The organism is Actinomycetospora corticicola, assembly GCF_013409505.1.
Lineage (GTDB): Bacteria > Actinomycetota > Actinomycetes > Mycobacteriales > Pseudonocardiaceae > Actinomycetospora > Actinomycetospora corticicola.
The window spans coordinates 871149-889639 of record NZ_JACCBN010000001.1; the positions used below are offsets into that span (position 1 = coordinate 871149).

At 74.8% G+C, this 18491-nt stretch carries 17 protein-coding genes; 10 read left to right on the forward strand and 7 right to left on the reverse strand.

The genetic code is table 11. The features are described from left to right. The first annotated feature begins 34 nt into the window (after window positions 1-34). On the forward strand, window positions 35-1663 hold the full coding sequence (locus BJ983_RS04130; protein ID WP_179797340.1) for a benzoate-CoA ligase family protein: 1629 nt from the start codon (window positions 35-37) through the stop codon (window positions 1661-1663). 32 nt (window positions 1664-1695) lie between these two features. On the opposite strand, the gene BJ983_RS04135 is transcribed toward BJ983_RS04130, so the two are convergent. Then, on the reverse strand, window positions 1696-1887 hold the full coding sequence (locus tag BJ983_RS04135) for a hypothetical protein (RefSeq protein WP_179792649.1): 192 nt from the start codon (window positions 1885-1887) through the stop codon (window positions 1696-1698). A 241-nt stretch (window positions 1888-2128) separates the two neighbouring features. Between BJ983_RS04135 and BJ983_RS04140 the strand changes: the two genes are divergently transcribed. Next, window positions 2129-4261: a bifunctional lysylphosphatidylglycerol flippase/synthetase MprF gene (locus BJ983_RS04140; RefSeq protein WP_179792650.1), complete on the forward strand. Its 2133-nt coding sequence runs from the start codon at window positions 2129-2131 to the stop codon at window positions 4259-4261. Window positions 4262-4464: 203 nt separating this feature from the next. Continuing rightward, complete coding sequence (locus tag BJ983_RS04145) at window positions 4465-5694, forward strand: oxidoreductase (protein ID WP_179792651.1); 1230 nt, start codon at window positions 4465-4467, stop codon at window positions 5692-5694. Between the two features lie 73 nt (window positions 5695-5767). Here BJ983_RS04145 and BJ983_RS04150 read toward each other — a convergent pair whose 3' ends face one another. Both BJ983_RS04150 and BJ983_RS04155 read right to left on the reverse strand, forming a co-directional pair. Then, window positions 5768-6799 (reverse strand): phosphotransferase family protein, encoded by a 1032-nt coding sequence (locus tag BJ983_RS04150; protein WP_218890100.1) that lies wholly within the window; start codon window positions 6797-6799, stop codon window positions 5768-5770. Next, a complete protein-coding gene (locus BJ983_RS04155; protein ID WP_179792652.1) occupies window positions 6799-7782 on the reverse strand; it encodes a zinc-dependent alcohol dehydrogenase family protein in 984 nt (327 codons plus the stop codon). Before BJ983_RS04155 ends, BJ983_RS04150 begins: the two co-directional genes overlap by 1 nt. 88 nt (window positions 7783-7870) lie before the next feature. Here BJ983_RS04155 and BJ983_RS04160 point away from each other — a divergent pair, with 88 nt between their 5' ends. The 5 genes from BJ983_RS04160 to BJ983_RS30450 all read left to right on the forward strand — a co-directional run bounded on the left by BJ983_RS04160 (window position 7871) and on the right by BJ983_RS30450 (window position 12529). Beyond that, window positions 7871-9067 (forward strand): cytochrome P450, encoded by a 1197-nt coding sequence (locus BJ983_RS04160; protein WP_179792653.1) that lies wholly within the window; start codon window positions 7871-7873, stop codon window positions 9065-9067. 48 nt (window positions 9068-9115) lie between these two features. Then, window positions 9116-9676, forward strand: a complete 561-nt coding sequence (locus BJ983_RS32070) for a thermonuclease family protein (RefSeq protein WP_179792654.1) — start codon at window positions 9116-9118, stop codon at window positions 9674-9676. A 42-nt stretch (window positions 9677-9718) separates the two neighbouring features. Continuing rightward, on the forward strand, window positions 9719-10579 hold the full coding sequence (locus BJ983_RS04170; RefSeq protein WP_179792655.1) for a DMT family transporter: 861 nt from the start codon (window positions 9719-9721) through the stop codon (window positions 10577-10579). A 63-nt stretch (window positions 10580-10642) separates the two neighbouring features. Beyond that, the gene (locus BJ983_RS04175; protein ID WP_179792656.1) at window positions 10643-12073 is read left to right on the forward strand and encodes an alpha/beta hydrolase-fold protein; all 1431 of its coding nucleotides are present in this window, start codon (window positions 10643-10645) and stop codon (window positions 12071-12073) included. Window positions 12074-12337: 264 nt separating this feature from the next. Further along, window positions 12338-12529, forward strand: a complete 192-nt coding sequence (locus BJ983_RS30450) for a DUF397 domain-containing protein (protein WP_179792657.1) — start codon at window positions 12338-12340, stop codon at window positions 12527-12529. A 10-nt stretch (window positions 12530-12539) separates the two neighbouring features. On the opposite strand, the gene BJ983_RS04185 is transcribed toward BJ983_RS30450, so the two are convergent. Beyond that, window positions 12540-13571 carry a helix-turn-helix transcriptional regulator gene (locus BJ983_RS04185; protein ID WP_343053705.1) on the reverse strand — a complete coding sequence of 344 codons (1032 nt, stop codon included), beginning with the start codon at window positions 13569-13571 and terminating at the stop codon, window positions 12540-12542. 88 nt (window positions 13572-13659) lie between these two features. On the opposite strand from BJ983_RS04185, the gene BJ983_RS04190 reads away from it, so the two are divergent. Next, window positions 13660-14448: a hemerythrin domain-containing protein gene (locus tag BJ983_RS04190; RefSeq protein WP_179792658.1), complete on the forward strand. Its 789-nt coding sequence runs from the start codon at window positions 13660-13662 to the stop codon at window positions 14446-14448. Window positions 14449-14474: 26 nt separating this feature from the next. Next, the gene (locus BJ983_RS04195) at window positions 14475-14873 is read left to right on the forward strand and encodes a YybH family protein (RefSeq protein WP_179792659.1); all 399 of its coding nucleotides are present in this window, start codon (window positions 14475-14477) and stop codon (window positions 14871-14873) included. A gap of 23 nt (window positions 14874-14896) precedes the next feature. On the opposite strand, the gene BJ983_RS04200 is transcribed toward BJ983_RS04195, so the two are convergent. From BJ983_RS04200 to BJ983_RS04210, 3 genes are all read right to left on the reverse strand, one after another. Continuing rightward, window positions 14897-15877 carry an alpha/beta hydrolase gene (locus tag BJ983_RS04200; protein WP_343053706.1) on the reverse strand — a complete coding sequence of 327 codons (981 nt, stop codon included), beginning with the start codon at window positions 15875-15877 and terminating at the stop codon, window positions 14897-14899. Next, a complete protein-coding gene (locus BJ983_RS04205; RefSeq protein ID WP_179792660.1) occupies window positions 15874-17259 on the reverse strand; it encodes an FAD-binding oxidoreductase in 1386 nt (461 codons plus the stop codon). The genes BJ983_RS04200 and BJ983_RS04205 overlap by 4 nt, the downstream gene beginning before the upstream one ends. 281 nt (window positions 17260-17540) lie before the next feature. Then, on the reverse strand, window positions 17541-18443 hold the full coding sequence (locus BJ983_RS04210; protein ID WP_179792661.1) for a dihydrodipicolinate synthase family protein: 903 nt from the start codon (window positions 18441-18443) through the stop codon (window positions 17541-17543). Window positions 18444-18491: the final 48 nt, after the last annotated feature.

Genomic DNA, 18491 nt, shown 5'->3' on the forward strand with positions numbered 1-18491 from the left:
CCACCGGTCCCGACGATCCCGCAAGGTGGTCGATGTGCTGTCCCACCACCAGCAGTTCAACGCATCGCACTACCTGCTCGACCGGCACCTTCCCGACGGCGGATCCAGGATCGCCGTCCGGGCGCTGACGCCCGGGGGCGTGCGGGAGCTGACGTACGCCGAGGTCGCCGCTGAGGTGCGCACGGTCGCGGCGGGGCTGCGCGGGCTCGGCGTGCGGCCCGAGCAGCGGGTGGTCATGTGCTGCTCGGACGGCGTCGAGCTGTTCACCGCGATCCTCGCGGCGATGCGGATCGGGGCGGTCGCCGTCCCGGTGTCGACGATGCTGCGCGGGCCGGAGCTCGCGAAGCTCGTCATCGACTCCCGGGCCGCGGTGCTGATCTGCTCGCCGGAGTTCGGCGGGGTCACGCGGATCGCGACCAGGCTGGCCGTCGAGAGCGGCGCGCCCGACCTCGCGGACGTCGTGGTCACGTCGGCGGCCGTGCCGATCGACGACGACGCGCCGCTGGAGGGCTACCCCGTCCGCACGCGGGACTGGACCGACCTCGCGGCCTCCGGCTTCGGGTTCGACGACGGGCTCTACGCCACCTGGGACGAGTCGCCCGCGCTGTGGCTCTACACCTCGGGGACGACGGGCACGCCGAAGGCCGCGATGCACCGGCACGCCGACATCCGCACCGTCTGCGAGACCTACGGCGCCCAGGTGCTGCGGATCCGCGCCGACGACGTCTGCTTCTCGGTGGCGAAGTTGTTCTTCGCCTACGGGATCGGGAACTCGATGTTCTTCCCGATGGCGGTCGGCGCCTCGTCGGTGCTCTCGCCGGGCCGCCCGTCGCCGGCGGCGATCGCGTCGGTCGTCACCGAGCACCCGGTGACGTTGTTCTACGGCAGCCCCAGCGTGTACGGGCCGCTGCTCGCCTCCGACCTGCCCGACGACACCTTCGCCCGCGTGCGCCAGGGCGTCAGCGCGGGGGAGGCCCTGCCCGCGCGGATGGTGCTGGGCATGCGCGACCGGTTCGGCGTCGAGGTGCTCGACGGGATCGGCTCGACCGAGGCGCTGCACATCTACCTGTCCAACCGGCCCGGCGAGGTCGCCCCGGGCACCTCCGGCGTGCCGGTCCCCGGCTACGAGGTGGAGATCCGGGCCGACGACGGGTCGGTGGTCGCGGACGGCGAGAAGGGCACGCTCTACCTGCGGGCCGACTCGCTGTGCACCGGCTACTGGTGTCGCACCGACGTCAACCGCCGCGTGTTCGAGGGCGAGTGGATGCGCACCGGCGACACCTACGTGCGCAACCCCGACGGCACCTACCAGTGCCTCGGCCGCACCGACGACGTCCTCAAGGTCGGCGGCATCTGGGTGACGCCGATGGAGGTCGAGGAGCGGCTGGTGCTGCACCCCTCGGTCGCCGAGGTGGTGGTCGTGGGCGTTCCCGACGACGACGGGCTCGACCGGACGGTCGCCTGCGTGGTCGCCGCCGAGGGCGCGGCGATCGACCCCGAGGCGCTGATCGCGTGGTGCCGGGAGGGCCTGGCGTCGTTCAAGAAGCCGCGCCACGTCCTGGAGATCGACGCCGTCCCGCGCACCGCGACGGGCAAGGTGCAGCGCTTCCTGGTGCGGGAACTGGCGGCGGCGCGACTGTCTGAGGTGGCTGCCGCCAGGTGAGCACTGAGTGGGGCTATAGCCCCACTGAGTGCTCACATGGCCGCAGGCCACCAGAACGCGCAGGCCAGGTCGAGGTCGACCAGGTCGGGGTGGCGCCAGAACAGCGCGTCGTCGCGGTCGAGCCGGCGCGGCGGACGGGCCGCGGTGGGGCAGTCCGCCGCGTGGGGGACGGGGGAGAGCCGTCCGAGACGGCTGGCGGAGCAGAACGAGCAGGTGCCGGACATCGGCCACCTCCGGCAATCGGGTCGTCGGTGGTGGACGACGACTGCGGGGGTCCCGGGCACCTCGTCGAACCCGGCGGGACGTCCGAGGCTGCCCGAGAATGCACTCCGGGCAGACGCATCGTGACCGCGCGCACCTGGTGAGCTGCATCGCGTCACGACGGTTGCGGACGGTTGCCAGACGGCCTCGTGACCGCTGACACTTCACCGTATTGCCAGTCCCTCGACTGCACCGGGTGATCGCATGACCGTCACGGCACCTCCGCCTCCGAGCCCGGCCGCCTCCTCCCGGGCCCACGTCGTGCGCGGCGTCGCCCGGAAGGTCCCGTTCACGGCGGGCGTCGTCGTGCTGATGGTCGTCGGCGGTGTCGTCACCGGGGCGTTCTGGAGCCCGCTCGACGGGCGCCCCCTCGGGGCGCAGCTGGCGTTCGGCGTCCCGTCCTTCGCCGACGGCAGATGGTGGACCGTCGTCACCGGCTCGCTGGTCGCCGGGCACCCCGCGCTGTACGTCCTGACGCTCGGGTTGTTCGCGGTCGCCGTCGGCTGGGCCGAACACCGCTGCGGCACGCTGCGCACGGCCGTCGTGACGATCGGGTTCCAGCTCGGCGCGATCCTCCTGACGGCGGGGGTGGTCCTGGCCGTCGCCGCGACCGACTGGCCGTGGGCCCAGGGCCTCGCGGCCGACGTCGACGCCGGCTTCTCCGCCGGGATGATGGCCGCCCTCGCCGTGGCGTCGGCCACCGTGCGGGCGCCGTGGCGGCTCCGGCTACGGCTGGCCCTGGTCGCCGTGGCCGTCGTGGGGCTGCTCTTCCTCGGCGGGCTCGCCGACCTGGAGCACGCGTTCGCGGTCGCCGTCGCGCTTCCGCTGTCCGCCCGCCTCGCCGGACCGCGCCGCGTCCGCCCGACCGGCGCGACCCTCGGCCGGCGCGAGTGGCGGTTGATCGCGGCCGTGGCGCTGGTCGTCATCGCGGCGATCCGGGTGATCACCCTGGTGGTGCCCGTGATCGGCCCGCTGGGGAACACCGCGTCCGACTCGACGGTCGCCGAGACCGCGGTCTCGGTGGTGATCTCGCTGCTCCTCGCCGACGGACTGCGCCGCGGTCGCCGCCTCGCGTGGGCGCTCGGGCTCGTCGTCGGGGTGTTCTACCTGCTGCTCGGGCTCCTGGTGATCGGCGTCGTGGCCTACGCCCGCGCGACCGGTCAGATGGACCAGGTCGAGCTCGTCGGGCTGGCGGTGTTCGTGCCGAACGCCGTGCTCTGGTCCGCGCTCACGGCGTGGCTGGTCGTCGGACGGCGCGCGTTCGGGGTGCCGTCGCGACGGCGGCTGCGGAAGGACCCGACGTCGGGAACGGGCCCGACGACCGACGGGACGGACCTCGCCCGGGCCGCGCTGCACCGCTTCGGCGGCCCGACCATCTCCTGGATGACGACCTGGCCGGAGAACCGGTACCTGCCCACCGGCGACGGGGGCGTGGTGGCCTACCGGGTGCACGCCGGCGTCGCGGTCGGTCTCGGCGACCCGATCACCGACGACCCGGCGACCGCCCTCGACGACTTCCGCGCCCTCGCCGAGCGCACCGGCCGCGTGCCGTGCCTCTTCTCGACGACGGCCGGTCTCGTCGCCGTCGCGCAGGAGCGCGGGTGGCGGGCGCTGCAGGTCGCGGAGGACACGGTCGTCGACCTGGAGGGCCTGGCGTTCACCGGCAAGCCCTGGCAGGCGGTCCGCTCGGCGTTCAACCGGGCCGGCAAGGAGGGCATCGAGCACCGGCTGGTCCATCTCGACCAGGAGCCGCGGTCGGTGGTCGCGCAGGTCCGCGCGATCTCCGAGGAGTGGGTCGGCGACAAGGGGCTGCCCGAGATGGGCTTCACGCTCGGCGGGGTCGAGGAGGCGCTCGACCCCGAGGTGCGGACCGGGCTCGCCGTCGACGCCGGGGGCACGGTGCACGGCGTGACGTCGTGGTTGCCGGTGTACGGGGCGGACGGGGTGGTCGTCGGCTGGACCCTCGACGTGATGCGTCGGCGTTCCGAGGGCTTCCGCGCGGTCGTCGAGTACCTCATCGCCTCGGCGTGCCTGGCCTTCCAGGCGGAGGGCGCGCGGTTCGTGTCGCTCTCCGGCGCGCCGCTCGCGCGCTCGGACCGGGACGACACCGAGCCGGTGCTGGACCGCGCGCTCGACCAGCTCGGCGCGATGCTCGAGCCGTACTACGGCTTCCGCTCGCTGCACCAGTTCAAGGCCAAGTTCCGGCCGCGGCACGAGCCGATGTTCCTGGTCTACCGCGACGAGGCCGATCTGCCGCGGGTCGGGATCGGCATCGGCATCGGCCGGGCCTACCTTCCCGACGCCGGGTTCCGGGAGTTGCTCGCGCTCGCCCGCTGAACCGGGCGGCAGCCGCGCGGACCGGTGGTGCCCGGGCGCGGTGATCAACGAGCACCTACGGTGGTCCGGCGCCCTCACCGACCGCCGAGGGTGCTCGTTGATCATGCCGGTCGGGAGCTCCGTCGATCGGCCGGAGCGTGTTCCGGTCCCTGCTGATCGGGGGACGGTCGCATCGTTTTCCGACGACGGGGGTTGAGACAGGTGTGAGCCTCTCCGAGCCCCTCCCGCTGCCGTGCGGTGCGGTGCTGCCCAACCGCCTCGTGCGCGCGGCGATGACCGAGAGCATCGCCGACCGCCACGGCGACGCGTCGCCGCGCCACGAGCGGCTCTACCGGGCGGCCGCGGAGGGCGGGCCGGGCCTCGTGATCACCGGGAACGTCATGGTGGACCGGGCGCACCTGGAGCGGGCCCGGAACGTCGTCGTGGACTCCTGGACCGACGACGCGGCGCTGCGCCGGTGGGCGCAGGCCGCGAGCGCGGTGCCCACGATCGTCCAGCTCTCCCACCCGGGACGGCAGACCACGCGCTTCGTCAACCCGCACCCCGTCGGGCCCTCGACCGGCCCGGCCGTGGCGCTCGGCGGGGCCTACGCGCGGCCGCGGGGGCTCTCCGTCGTCGAGATCGCCGACCTGCAGGACCGGTTCGTGGAGGTCGCCGAGCGGGTGGTGGACGCCGGGTTCGCGGGCGTCCAGGTGCACGCCGCACACGGTTACCTCCTGTCGAGCTTCCTCGACCCGGGGACCAACCGGCGCACCGATCTCTACGGCGGGTCCCTGCTCAACCGGGCCCGGTTCCTGCTGGGCATCGTCACGGCGATGCGGCGGACGCTCCCGGCCTCGGCCATCCTCGCGGTGAAGCTCGACGCCCGCGACGACGACGAGCTCGCCGAGCTCGGCCCGTGGCTCGAGGACGCCGGGGTGGACCTGCTCGAGGTCTCCGGCGGGAACTACGAGAAGCCCGCCATGGTGGGACTCGACGCGTCGGGCGCCGACCTGGCGGGGGAGCACGAGTCGCCGTTCTGGAACTCCGCGGCCGCCCTGTCGGTGGAGGTGGACGTGCCGGTGGTGCTGACCGGCGGGTTCCGGTCCCGCGCGGAGGTCGACGAGGCGCTCGAGACCGGCGTGTGCGACGCGGTCGGGGTGGGGCGGCCGCTCGCCGTGCGACCCGAGCTCGCGGGCCGTTTCGTGCGCGGGGAGATCGACACGCTGGACCGGCCCGCCCCGCGCCTGGGCGGCCCGGCTCCGGTGCGGGCCCTGCTCGGCGCGGCGGTCGGCGCCGGCTGGCACCGCATCCAGCTGGTTCGCACGAGCCGGGGCCGCGGGCCGGCCCTCCGGCTGCCCGCCCTGGCCGCGGGTCTCGACTACAGCGTGGGCGACTGGGTGCGCAGCCTCGTCGAGCGGCCCGCCCGGATGCGGCGGGCGCGGCGGTTCTGACCCCCGCCCGCGTGGCAGGAAAGCGTCGTTGCTGTCGCGGGGCGACAGCAACGACGCTCTCCTGCCGCGAGGTTCAGAGCCCGAGCTGCCACAGGGCCGACTCGGCTTGCGCCACGATCGCCTCCGGCCCGGTCACCTCGTCGGCGTCCGCGGCGTCGCCCATGTCGCCGGCCTGGTAGCGGGTCCACACGCCGGCGTGGATGCAGGCGGCGCGCCACCGGGCGAACGCGATGTAGAAGTCGATGTCCGGCAGCTTCGCGCCCGTGGCCTGCTCGTAGCGGGCGATCAGGTCCTCGCGGGTGGGGAAGCCGCCGAGCTGGGTCGGGTTCGGCAGGGCCGCCGGGACGGTGTCGCCCTCCTGGGACCACGACACGAGGATGTGCCCCAGGTCGCAGTAGGGGTCGCCGATCGTCGCGAGCTCCCAGTCGAAGACCGCCGCGGCGGACCCGTCGTCGAGATAGGAGATGTTCCCGGAGCGGAAGTCGCCGTGGGCGATGCGGTTGGCCGGCGGCTCGGGGACGCGCTCGGACAGGGCCTGGTGGGCCCGGTCGATGGCGGTGAAGTCCTCGAGGGCCGAGGAGTGGGCCTGACGGTGCCACCGCTTGAGCTGGCGCTCGACGAAGTTGCCGGGCCGGGCGAGGTCGTCGAGCCCGACCTCCGCCGGCTCGACGGCGTGCAGCGCGGCCAGCACGTCCATCGTCGACTCGCCGATGCGGGTCTTGACCTCCGGCGAGGTCACCCACGCCGCGTCCTCGACGCTGTTCAGCACCCGTCCCGGCGCGAAGTCCATGACGTAGAAGTCGACGCCCGCGACGTCGCGGTCGTCGCAGAACGCGACCGGCGGGGGCACCGGCACGTCGGTGGGCGCGAGGGCGGACAGGAAGCGCCACTCGCGGCCCATGTCGTGGGCGGTCTCGAGGACGCCGCCCAGCGGCGGGCGGCGGAGCGCCCACGTGGTGCCGTCCTCGTCGGTCACCCGGTAGGTCAGGTTCGACCGCCCACCGGTGATCCGTTCGAACAGCAGATCCCCGGAGATGTCCGGGACGTGGGCACAGAACCAGTGCACGGCCTCGTCGGGGACGCCGGAATCACCGGAGATGCTCATCAGGGGGTCACCACGATCTTCCCGACCTGGGCGTTCGACTCCAGGTACGCGTGCGCCTCCACGATCGAGTCCAGCCCGGCGAACACCCGGTCGACCTGCGGCGCGAAGTCCCCGGAGCGCAGTCCCGCGCCCACGAACTCGCCCGCGCGGCGCAGTCGCTCCTCGTCGTGCGTCATCGCGAAGAGGGTATAGCTGCGCATCCAGAGATCCGGCAACGTCTCGGCGGGGAAGATCGTCGGCTGCCCCGAGAGCAGGCCGTGGATGGTCACGATGCCGCCGGTCGCGGTGGCGCGGCACAGGTCGGCGACGCCCGGACCGGCGACGGCGTCGAAGACGTGCTCCACGCCACGGCCGCCGGTGATCTCCAGGACCCGTTCGACCAGGTCCTCCTCGCCGGTCGCGACGACGTGCGCGGCCCCGGCGTCGAGCAGCTGCTGCGCCTTCGACGACGAGCGCGAGGTCGCGATCGGGACCGCCCCGACCCGCCGCGCGACCGCCATCGCCGCCAGCCCGACGCTCGACGTCGCCGCCGTGATGAGCACGTGGTCGCCGGCCTTCAGCCCACCGGTCTCGACGAGCCCGCCGTAGCCGACGAGGAACGGCATCCACACCGCGGCGCCGTCCACCCAGGACGTGCTCTCCGGCAGCGGCACCACCGCCCGCGCGGGGACCAGCGCCCGCTCGGCGTAGACGGAGTAGTCGTTCATCGAGAACCCCGGCACGACGCTCACGCGGTCGCCCACGGCGAAGCGCCCTGGCGACCCGACCGCCGACACCGTCCCGCTGCACTCATACCCGAGTCCCGCGGGCAGCCGCGTCTGCTCGATGTAGGTGCCGCGTCGGAACATCGACTCCGCGCGGTTGAGGCCGATCGCCGCGACGTCGACGACGAGCTCGCCGGGCCCCGGCGTCGGGTCCTCGGACTCGACCACCTCCAGCACCGACGGGTCACCCAGCTCGGAGAACCGCACCGTCCTCGTCATGATCGGTGATCGTGCCCGCCCGGCGGGCCGCGCGCACCCTCTTCCCGGGCGGGGGAGGCGGTCCTAGCGTGGTCACCAGGAGGCAGCCATGACCACCACCGAGATGGCGCCGGCCGACGCCGTCGCCCCCGACACCACGGACGAACCCGCACTCCTGGAGTGGCTCGCGGACATGCGGCGCGAGCACCCCGTCTGGCGTGACCGCTACGGGATGTACCACGTGTTCCGCCAGGCCGACGTGCAGACGGTGCTGCGCGACCCGGCCCGCTTCTCCTCGGAGACCTCGCGGCTCGCCGCGGCGTCGGCGAAGGTCTCCCGCGGGATGCTCACCCAGATCGACCCACCGGAGCACCGCCGGCTGCGCCAGGTCGTCTCCACCGCCTTCACCCCGAAACGCGTCGCCGACCTCGAGCCCCGGATCCGCGAGATCACGCGCCGGCTGCTCGACGCCGTTCCCGACGACGGGGGCTTCGACCTCGTCGACGCGCTCGCCTTCCCGCTCCCCGTCACCGTGATCGCGGAGATGCTCGGCCTGCCCGCGTCGGACCACCCGCTCTTCCGGACGTGGGCGGACCGGCTGTTCTCGATGCAGGTGGACGACCCGTCGGACCCGGCCCTGGGGGAGCGGGTCGCGGCGGCGATGGCCGACATCGTCGCGTACCTCACCGCGCGGGTGCAGGAGCGGCGCACGGCACCGACCGAGGACCTGATCTCCGCGCTGGTCGCCGCCGGGCTCGACGACGAGGAGGCGGCCAACTTCTCGCTGCTGCTCCTGCTCGCCGGGCACATCACGACGACGGTGCTGCTCGGCAACGCCGTCCGGACCTTCGCCGAGCACCCCGGCGTCTGGGAGGGCCTGCGGGCCGACCCGGCGACGATCCCGGCCGCGATCGAGGAGGTGCTGCGGCTGCGGAGCCCGTTCACGATGGCCGGCCGGGTCACCACCGAGCCGGTGGAGATCGCGGGGACCACGATCCCGGCCGACCGCTTCGTCCTGGTGTGGATGCTGTCGGCGAACCACGACGAGCGGGCCTTCGACGACCCGGAGGCGTTCGTCCTGGACCGGGGGATCGGCGGCGGCGCCCAGACCGCGTTCGGTCACGGGGTGCACTTCTGTCTCGGGGCTCCGTTGGCCCGGCTGGAGGCCCGCGTCGCCCTGGAGGAGCTCACGGCCCGTTACCACGCGCTGTCGCCGACCAGTGGCTCGATGGAGGTGCTCCGGCCCTACCCGCGTGGGGTGCTCGGGGTGCGGCGGCTGCCGGTGAAAGGTGTCCGGAGCTACTGAAGGTGACCGGTTGCGGGTCGGTTTTCACGGTGCGTCACACTGGCGCGCGTGACGACCGGGACGGCACCGCGCGTGCTCCTCGCGATGGCGTGTCTCGCGGCGCTGTTCGGCGGGGTCGGGGTGCTGTCCGGGGCGGTCCCGGTGTCACCCGCCGTCACGGCCGCCCCGGCCCCGCCGACCGTCTCGCCCGCCGCTGCCCCGGAACTGCTCGCGACCGACCCGGCCGGTGAACCCGCGACGGTGCTGGCCGTGGCCGACCCCGTGACCATGGACGTCCGCCTCGAGGGCGGCCGGACCCTGCGGGTGCGCGCGCTCGGCGTGCAGCCCCCGGAGCGGTGCTACGCCGACCAGGCGCTCCTGTTCGCCCGCAAGACCCTCGCCGGCAAGGCCGTGACGCTCACCGGCGACGGGCGCTCCGACCGGTTCTCGCGCGCCCTGGTCTGGGTGTCGCTCCCGCAGGACGACTACGCCGTGCTCGCGGCCGAGGCCGGCACCGTCCGGGCCTACGCCGCCGACGCCCCGCCGCAGCGGATGCCCGCCGTCCGGGCCGCCGAGGACCGGGCCGAACAGGCGAAGCGCGGGCTGTGGCTGGCGCCGTGTGAGCAGTAGAGGTCGTCATCGCGACCTCCAGTGCTCACCTACCGTAGGTCCATGCTGCTCGCCGGGGTGCTCGTGGCCGTGGCAGCGGCCGCGGGAAACGCCGTCGGTTCCGCGCTGCAGCGGTCGGCCTCCCGGCACCACGACCACGCGTCCCGGTGGTGGGAGGGCCTGCTCGCGCTCCTGCGGCGCCCGGCGTGGCTCGGGGGCATCGGGGCGCACGTCGTGGGGTTCGCCCTGCAGGCCGTCGCCCTGGCCCTGGCGCCGATCACCGTCGTGCAGCCCGTGCTCGTGGTCGAGCTGCCGTTCACGCTGCTGCTGGGGGCGCTGGCGCTCGGGACCCCGCTGGGCCGGCGGGCGTGGCTGTCGGTCGGGGTGATGGCCGGGGGTGTGGCGCTGTTCCTGGCGAGTCTCGAGACCGACGAGGGCGGGCCGCAGACCGCCACGACCGGCGGCTGGCTCGTCGGCACGGCCGTGGTGGTCGTCGTGCTCGGAATCCTGACGGTGCTCGGCCGCGCGGGCCGGGGCCGACGCCGGGCCCTCTGGTTCGGGATCGCCGCCGGGGTGATGTACGGGTTCAACGCGGCTCTGCTCGCCGGGCTCGGTCCGGCCTACGCGCAGGGGCTGGGCGGCGTGCTCACCGCCTGGCAGACCTACGGCGTGCTCGTCGGCGGCACCGTCTCCTTCCTCTACCTGCAGCAGGCACTGCAGGCCGGTGACCTCATCTGGGCACAACCCGGGATCACGCTCGCCAACCCGGTCGTCGCCGTCACCTGGGGCCTCACGGTCTTCGGGGAACGGGTGGCCCTCGATCTCCGGCTGATCGGCCTCGTGGGAGGGGTCCTCGCGATCGCGGCGGGCACGGTGGGCCTGAGCCTGGTGCGGAACCAGATCGCGGGCCGCGCGCGGGCCTGACTCACAGCCCGCGCACAGCCGGCACAGGACGCGATCACGCGCTCGGGCCGCACGCTCGGCCTCGTGGGATACCAGCGTGGCCTGTCCCTGCTCGACGGCTGGCTGCCGTGGACCGTCCAGGCCCTCGTCGCGATCGCGTTCCTCGTCGTCCTGGTCCCGTTGCTCTGGTCCCGACGACGGGTGCGGGGCCGGTGGCTGCGGCTCGGGGCGGTCGTGGTGCTCGGCGTCGCGGGTGCGTTCGCCGCCCTCGGGGTGTTCTCCGGCAGCGGCCTGGCGTCCGACCCGGCCCCGGTGCTGCTGTGGGTGTGGGTCGGGATCACGGTCGGGGCCGTGGTCGCGGTCGTCGTCGCCTGGGGTCCGGCGCCGTGGTGGCGGCGCGGGCTGTCCGTGCTGGTGGTCCCGCTGTCGGTGGTCTGCGTGGCCGTCGTGGCGAACCAGTGGGTCGGCTACGTGACCACCGTGCAGGAGGGGTGGTCGGAGCTCGACGCCGGACCGCTGCCCGACCAGGTGGACGCCGCGGCCCTGCCGTCGATGATCGGGCACCCGCGGAGCACCGGTGCCGTGGTGCAGGTGTCGATCCCCGCGGACGCGAGCGGCTTCGCCCACCGCGACGAGGACGTCTGGCTGCCGCCCGCGTGGTTCGCGGCGGGCCCCCGGCCGGTGCTCCCGGCGATCATGATGATCGGCGGCGAGTTCAACACCCCGGGCGACTGGATCCGGGTCGGGAACGCCGTGGGTACCGCGGACGCCTACGCGGCCGCCCACGGCGGGACGGCGCCCGTGCTGGTGTTCGCCGACGCGGGCGGCACGTTCAACAACGACACCGAGTGCGTCGACGGGCCGCGCGGCAATGCCGCCGCGCACCTGACGCGCGACGTCGTCCCGTACGTCGAGCACTCCTTCGGCGTCTCGTCCGACCCGCGCGCGTGGGGCGTGGTCGGCTGGTCGATGGGCGGGACCTGCGCGGTCGACCTCGCCGTGATGCACCCGGAGCTGTTCGACTCCTTCGACGACATCGCGGGCGACGCCGGGCCCGAGGTCGGCACGAAGCAGCAGACGATCGACCGGCTCTACGGCGGGGACGCCGCGGCCTGGGCCGCGAACGACCCGGCGACCGTGCTCGCCGGCCACGCCCCCTACGCCGACACGGCGGGCCGGTTCGACGACAGCTCCGACACCGGCGGTGGCTTCGGCGGCCGACCGGGCGGGGCCCGGCCCGGGGGACGTCCGCCCGGGTCGTTCCACCCTCCGGGCGGCTACGGGAACGGCGCGAACTCGGGCATCGGTGGCCGGGGCGGCGGGGGAGCGAACGGCCAGGAACTGCCCGCGGCGCGACAGTTGTGCGCGCAGGCCCGGACCCGCGCGATCGCCTGCACGGTGGTGACACAGCCCGGACGGCACTCGTGGCAGTTCGCGACGACCGCGTTCCAGCTCGTCCTGCCGTGGATGGCGGACCGCGTCGAGCACCCGGGAGTGGCGGCCTCGGCGGCCTGACCCGTCGTCGTGACACGTCCCCTCGTGACAGCAATGCGTCGTTGCCGTCACTGGACGCCAGTTTTTCCACATCGTCGAGCGGCCGGGCCGGCGGTCGCGAGGTGCACAACAGGCAGGTCGGAGGCCGGCCGAAGATGCCTCACGTAGACCTCGCGGAGAAGGACGGCCCGCCGTCCGTCAACGGCGCGTGAACGACGGCGGTCCCGGGCGTCGACCGTCCTAGCGTCGTCGGGGCAGGGCACCGACGAGGCAGAGGTGGATGACGTGGACACGACCTGGCGGTCCAGCACGTTCGCGACCGGCGCGGACCGCGTCGAGTGGCGCGTCGAGGCGGGCCGGGTGGAGCTGCGGCACGGCGGCCACGCCGAGCAGGGGACGCTCGTGCTCTCCCGCGCGGAGTGGCAGGCGTTCCTGGCGGCGGCGCGGTCGGGCCAGGCGGGCGCGATCGCGTACTGATTCGCGGCGCTCACAGCACCAGGCGGGCGGTCATCTCCCGGCGGCTCGAGACCCCGAGCTTGGCGAAGACGACCTTGAGGTGGTCCTGCACGGTGTGCGGGGAGAGGTGCAGGGTCGCGGCGATCGTCCGGGTGTCCGCGCCCTGCAGCACCAGCAGCGCGACCTCCTCCTCCCGCGCGGTCAGCCCGTGGGCGGCGAGCGCGAGGCGGCCCAGCTCGGCGCGGGAGGTGGGCTCGACGGTGACGACGACGTGCCCGTCTCCGCCCGGCCCCGACAGCGGCGCGCTGCGCAGGCTCAACCAGCGGCCCGCGGCGCCGAGAGCCCGCGACTGCCCGGGCGCGCCCTGGTGACGGGTGCTCGCCACGACCGCGAGCAGGTTCGCCGGCAGGGCCCCGTGGTCGCGGCCGCCGAGCTCGTCGATCACGGCCTCGGCGGCCGGGGTGAGGTGGGCGACCCGGTCGGTCGGGTCGACGACGAGGACGGCGGGCCCGGGGTCGTCGGCGGCGTGCACGACCTCGCGGTCGGTGCGGAAGAGACACCGCTGGACGGCCTCGGCGACCACGGTGGCGACCGACCCGAGCTGGTCGCCCTCGGTGGCGGTGAAGGGCGGGTCGCCCGGGCCGCGATACAGGGCGAGGGCCGCCCAGGTGGCTCCGCGGTCGACGAACGCGACCCGCAGCTCGTCGGTGAACCCGAACCGTGGGGCCATGAACTCGCGGTGGCGCCGGCAGCGCTCCGGATGCCCGTCGGTGTCGACCGAGAGCACCCCGACCGGGGGTCGGCGGGCCGCGATCTCGGTGAAGGCGTTGAGGTCGGGCTCCCCGTACTCGGTGGCGGCGAACTCCTCGTCGCCGACCCCGAGGTCGCGGGTCTTCGAGGCCCAGGTGATGAGGCCGGTGGACGGGTCCGTCGTCGCGAAGCACGCGAAGTCGTACGGCACGTGCCGCGCCACCGCGGCGTACACCGTGCGGGCCAGCGTCTCGCGGTCCGCGGCCACCGCCGGCATCCGGCGCATGCGTTCGAGCAGTCCACCCCTGGTCACGGCACCCATGCTGCGCCGGGGAGCCGCCGAGCAGTACCCCAGGTTGTTGGGATGGGTTCGGCCGGTCGGGCGCCGCAGGCTCGGTGCCATGAACAGCACCGTGAACCTCACCTCGAACGCCGCCCCGTCCACCACCCACCAGCACGGCCGCAGCTGCTGGTGGGACCACACCCAGGCCCGGTGGGAGTGCCGCGCCGCAGCGCCCGCCCCGGAGCCGGAGCGTCCGCCGGTGGACGTCCGCGACATGATCGTGGTGCACACCGCCCTCCTGCGGGAGTTCCGCCTCGCGCCGGCGGCGGTGGCCCGGGTGGCCGACGGCGCCCGCCGTCGGGCCCGCACCGTCGGGAAGCACCTGGACCTGCTCGGCGACCTGCTGCACCACCACCACGAGGGTGAGGACGAGCTCCTCTGGCCGGTCCTCCGGGAGCGGGTCCCCGCCCGGGCCCTCCCGCGCCTGGCCGCGGCGGAGGCCCAGCACGAGGGCATCGACGTCGCGCTCGCCGCGGTCCGCACCGCCCGCCGCGCGTGGGGGGAACGGGTCGACGCGGAGTCCCGCGCGGCCCTCGTCGAGGCCCTCGGTGCGCTGCACATCCTGCTCGCGGAGCACCTCGACCTCGAGGAGCGCACCCTGCTGCCCCTCGCCTCCGCGCACCTCACCGAGGCCGAGTGGGCGGCGGTGGGAGAGCACGGCGCCGCGTCGACGCCGAAGAGCGCCCTGCCGCTGGTGTTCGGGATGTTCGCCTACGAGGGCGACCCCGAGGTCCTCACCTCGATGCTCGCGTCCGCGCCCGCGGTGCCCCGCACGGTCGTCCCGCTGATCGCGCCCCGGCTCTACGCCCGCCACGCCGCCCGCGTGCACGGCTCCGCCCGTCCCTGACCCGCCCCAACCCTGAGGAGCACACCATGACCACGACCACCGTCATCGAGCCCGGCAGCGCCCTGAACCGCGCCTGGGGCGACGCCTTCAACGCTGGCGACCTGCCCCGCCTGCTCGAGTTCTACGAACCGGACGCCGTCATCGTCCCCGGCCCGGGCGCCGAGCCCGTGCGGGGGATCGAGGCCATCGAGGGCGCCCTGCGCTGGTTCCTCGGCCTCGGCGGTCGTCTGGAGTTCGGCGAGTCCCGCTACTGGATCGTCTCCGGCGACATCGCCCTCGGCAGCTGCGCCTTCGAGCTGGTGGGCGGCCACGACGGCGACGGGACTCCCGTGCCGCTGGCGGGCGTCACCGCCGAGGTGGTGCGCCGGCAGCCCGACGGCTCGTGGCGCTACGTCGTCGACCACCCCTTCGGCGCGGGCGCCTGACGACCCGGGGCCGTCGGTGGCACTCAGCCGCCGACGGCCGTCCGCAGCGCCGTGACCATCCGCCCACGGAAGGCCCGCATGGCGTGCGCGCCGGGCACGTTCGCGTCGGCGCCGTGGTACATCCCGGGCTCGACGTGCAGCTCCACGGGCACGCCGGACGCGCGCAGCCGCCCGGAGTACGAGACGTCCTCGTCGTGGAAGAGGTCCTGGTCGCCGACCCCGATCCACGTCGGCGGCAGCCCCGCGAGGTCCCGACGACGGGCCGGGGCGGCGCCCTCGGGCACCGCCGGGTCGCCCGCCGGGCGCCCGACGTAGGCGGTCCAGGCCCGGCGGTTCATCCGGGCGTCCCAGACGAACCGGCCGCGACCGCCGGGGACGCGGGCCAGGGCCGTGCGGTCGTCGAGCATCGGGTACTCGAGCAGCGCGAACGCGACCGGACGTCCGTCGTCGTGGGCCCGGTGCACGGTGGCCGCCGCGAGCCCGCCGCCGGCGCTGGCCCCGCCCACCGCGATGCGCGCGGGGTCGACGCCGAGTTCGGCGGCGTGGTCCTGCAGCCAGTGCAGGGCGGCGACGCAGTCGTCGAGGTCGGCGGGGAAGGGGTCCTCGGGCGCGAGCCGGTAGTCGACGCTGACGACGAGCACGCCGGCCTCGGCGGCGAACCGGCCGGCCAGGTCGTGGTCCATCCCCGGGTGCCCGACCAGGTGTCCACCGCCGTGGATCCACAACAGCGCGCCGCTCGGGGAGGGGCGCGACCCACCGTCGTACAGGAGGACGGGGACCCCGCCTGGGACCGTCCGCTCCGTGATCCCGACGCCCGGCGGCACGACGGTGTCCTGCCGCATCCGGCTCCGCAGCACGGGCACCACGCCCAGCGGGACCCAGGCGAACGAGATCAGCAGGCGCGGCGTCCGGAGGTCGGGCGAGACGCGGGCGAGGGCGCGCACGACCCCGACGAGCCAGGTGCCGACCAGCCCGGCGAGGAGGGTGCCGAGGACCCGTCTCACAGGACCTTGCCCGGGTTGAGGATGCCGTGCGGGTCCAGCGCGGCCTTGACCGCACGCTGCATGGCGAGGTTCTCGGGGGACTGCTCGGCGACCAGGCCGTCCCGCTTGAGCAGCCCGACGCCGTGCTCGCCGGTGACGGTGCCCCCGAGGTCGATCGCGTCGGCGATGATCCGGTGGAACGCGGTCTGGGCGCGCTCGCGGGCCGGCTCGTCGCCGACCGGGGTGACCAGCAGCGGGTGCAGGTTCCCGTCGCCGGCGTGGGCGATGTTGGCGATCGTGACCCGGTTCGCCTCGCCGATGGCCTGGATGCGGGCGAGCATCTCCGGCACCGCGGCGCGCGGGACGCAGACGTCCTCGGTGAGCACCGGGCCGAGCCGCTCCAGGGCGGGGTAGGCGAGGCGGCGGGCGGCGAAGAGCGCGTCGGCCTCCTCGGCGTCGGTGGCGCGCGCGGAGAAGGTGGCGCCCGCGGCGTCGAAGTGCCGGATCATCTCGTCGGCCTCCGCCTCGCCGGCGGCCCCGGGGGCGTCGGCGCGACCGAGCAGCAGCACGTCGGCCTCGGCGGAGATGCCGAGGTTCTTCCAGGCGTCGACGGCCTCCAGGCACGTCCGGTCGACCAGCTCGAGCGCGCTCGGCGTCAGGCCCGAGGCGGTGATCGAGGCGACCGCGCGCCCGGCGTCGACGAGGTTCGCGAAGTAGCCCGCCACCGTCTGCTCGGGGGCCCGGGCGGGCCGCAGCTTCACGGTGATCTCGGTGATCAGCCCGAGCGTGCCCTCGGAGCCGACCATGAGGCCCGCGAGGTCGAGCCCGGCGACGCCCTTCGCGGTGCGCCGCCCGAGCCGGACGAGCTCGCCCAGCCCGTTGACCACCTGCACGCCGAGCACGTAGTCACGCGTGACGCCGTACTTGACGCAGCACATCCCACCGGCGTTGGTGGCGACGTTCCCGCCGATCGTCGACCAGGGGCTCGACGCCGGGTCCGGCGGGTACCAGAGGCCCTGCTTCGCGCACTCCGCCCGCAGGTCGTCGTTGACGATCCCCGGCTCGACGACGGCGAGCCGCTCGGCCGGGTCGATCTCGTGGATGCGGGTCATCTGCTCGACACTGACCACGACGCTGCCCGCGGTGGCGTTCGCGCCGCCCGAGAGCCCCGTCCCCGCGCCGCGCGGCACGACCGGCACCCGGTGCTCCAGACACGCCCGCACCACGGCCTGGCACTGCGCGGCGTCCAGGGGACGGACCACCGCCGCCGGCAGCTCCCACGGCGCCCACTCCGCGTCGTCGTGCGCGTAGGAGGCGAGCACGTCGGGGTCGTCGACCACCCGGTCGGCGGGCAGCACCGCGCGCAGGGCATCGACGACGGGAGCCGGGGCGATCGTCGTCATGGAACTCTCCGCGGGTCGGTGGTGGGGTCGATCTCACGGTAGCCGCGCAGGCCGGTGGGCGCCTCGACGTCCGCGGACGGGTCGCGGGACGACGGCGGACGTCCCCCGGAGACCGGCACTGACTGTGCTGCTCAGGGGCGGGTCACCGCGGAACCGGTGCACGGCGGCGAGCACCCCGACCCGGGCCCGATTCACGACGGTGTGAAAAGCTCCCGGACGGTCCCGGCCCAGGGCGGTCGGCGTGCGGTCGGACGCTCTTCAGGGCTGGACGAACCCGGCTGCTACCCCGAGCGCTGCCTGGCGAGGCCGCAGAGGGCGTCGAGCGCCCCGGCGGACGCGGTCGACGAGGCCGGGAGCAGCGGCATCCGCACGTCGGGCGTCGCGATCCGGCCCTGCGCGTGCAGGAGCGCCTTCACGACGACGGGGTTGGGCTCGGCGAACAGGGCGCCCACCAGCGGGAGGAGGGCCGCGTGGTGCTCGCGCACGGCGGACGCGCGACCGGCGAGCGCGTCGGCCACCAGCGCCGCGAACCCGCCCGTCGCGACGTGCGCCGACGCGGTGATCGACCCCCGCCCGCCGAGCAGCACCGTGGGCGCGATGAACGCGTCGTCCCCGGCGAGCACGGCGAAGTCCGGGGGAGCGGCCGCCAGGACCGTCGTGGTGTCGGGGTCGAGCGCGCCGACGGCCTGCTTCAGCCCGACGACCCGCGGGTGCGCGGCCAGGTCGAGCAGGGCGGCCGCCCCGAGCCCGAGGCCGGTCCGCGCCGGCACGTTGTAGACCACGAGCGGCACCGGCGACCGGTCCGCCACGTGCGTCAGGTGCCGGACGGCCGCGGCCTCGCCCGGGCGCACGTAGTACGGCACCACGGTGAGGGCCGCCGTCACGCCCGGGACGTCGGCGAGGGCCGCGTGCCGGGCGAGCGTCGTCCGGGTGTCGTTCGTGCCCGCGGCGACGACCAGTCCGCCACCGCGGGCGGCCGCGACCTCCGCACACGTCGCGACCACCGCGCGCCGTTCCTCGGGCGTGAGGGAGGTCGGCTCGCCGGTCGTGCCCAGGGCCACCAGGCCCCGCGCCCCGTCGTCGAGAACCTCCGCGGCGAGCCGGGCCAGCGCCTCGAGATCGACCTCGTCGCGTGAGGTGAACGGGGTGACGAGCGGGACCCAGAGACCGTCGAGATCGACCATGCCCGGACCCTCGTCCACCGGCGTCCCGCGGAGAAGCGACGCTTCACC

Excerpts from the sequence above, each read along its gene's own strand:
- BJ983_RS04135 (WP_179792649.1), bottom strand. The coding sequence starts at position 1,887 with ATGTCCGGCACCTGCTCGTTCTGCTCCGCCAGCCGTCTCGGACGGCTC.
- BJ983_RS04140 (WP_179792650.1), top strand. The coding sequence starts at position 2,129 with ATGACCGTCACGGCACCTCCGCCTCCGAGCCCGGCCGCCTCCTCCCGG.
- BJ983_RS04150 (WP_218890100.1), bottom strand. The coding sequence starts at position 6,799 with ATGAGCATCTCCGGTGATTCCGGCGTCCCCGACGAGGCCGTGCACTGG.
- BJ983_RS04155 (WP_179792652.1), bottom strand. The coding sequence starts at position 7,782 with ATGACGAGGACGGTGCGGTTCTCCGAGCTGGGTGACCCGTCGGTGCTG.
- BJ983_RS04160 (WP_179792653.1), top strand. The coding sequence starts at position 7,871 with ATGACCACCACCGAGATGGCGCCGGCCGACGCCGTCGCCCCCGACACC.
- BJ983_RS04170 (WP_179792655.1), top strand. The coding sequence starts at position 9,719 with ATGCTGCTCGCCGGGGTGCTCGTGGCCGTGGCAGCGGCCGCGGGAAAC.
- BJ983_RS04190 (WP_179792658.1), top strand. The coding sequence starts at position 13,660 with ATGAACAGCACCGTGAACCTCACCTCGAACGCCGCCCCGTCCACCACC.
- BJ983_RS04195 (WP_179792659.1), top strand. The coding sequence starts at position 14,475 with ATGACCACGACCACCGTCATCGAGCCCGGCAGCGCCCTGAACCGCGCC.
- BJ983_RS04205 (WP_179792660.1), bottom strand. The coding sequence starts at position 17,259 with ATGACGACGATCGCCCCGGCTCCCGTCGTCGATGCCCTGCGCGCGGTG.
- BJ983_RS04210 (WP_179792661.1), bottom strand. The coding sequence starts at position 18,443 with ATGGTCGATCTCGACGGTCTCTGGGTCCCGCTCGTCACCCCGTTCACC.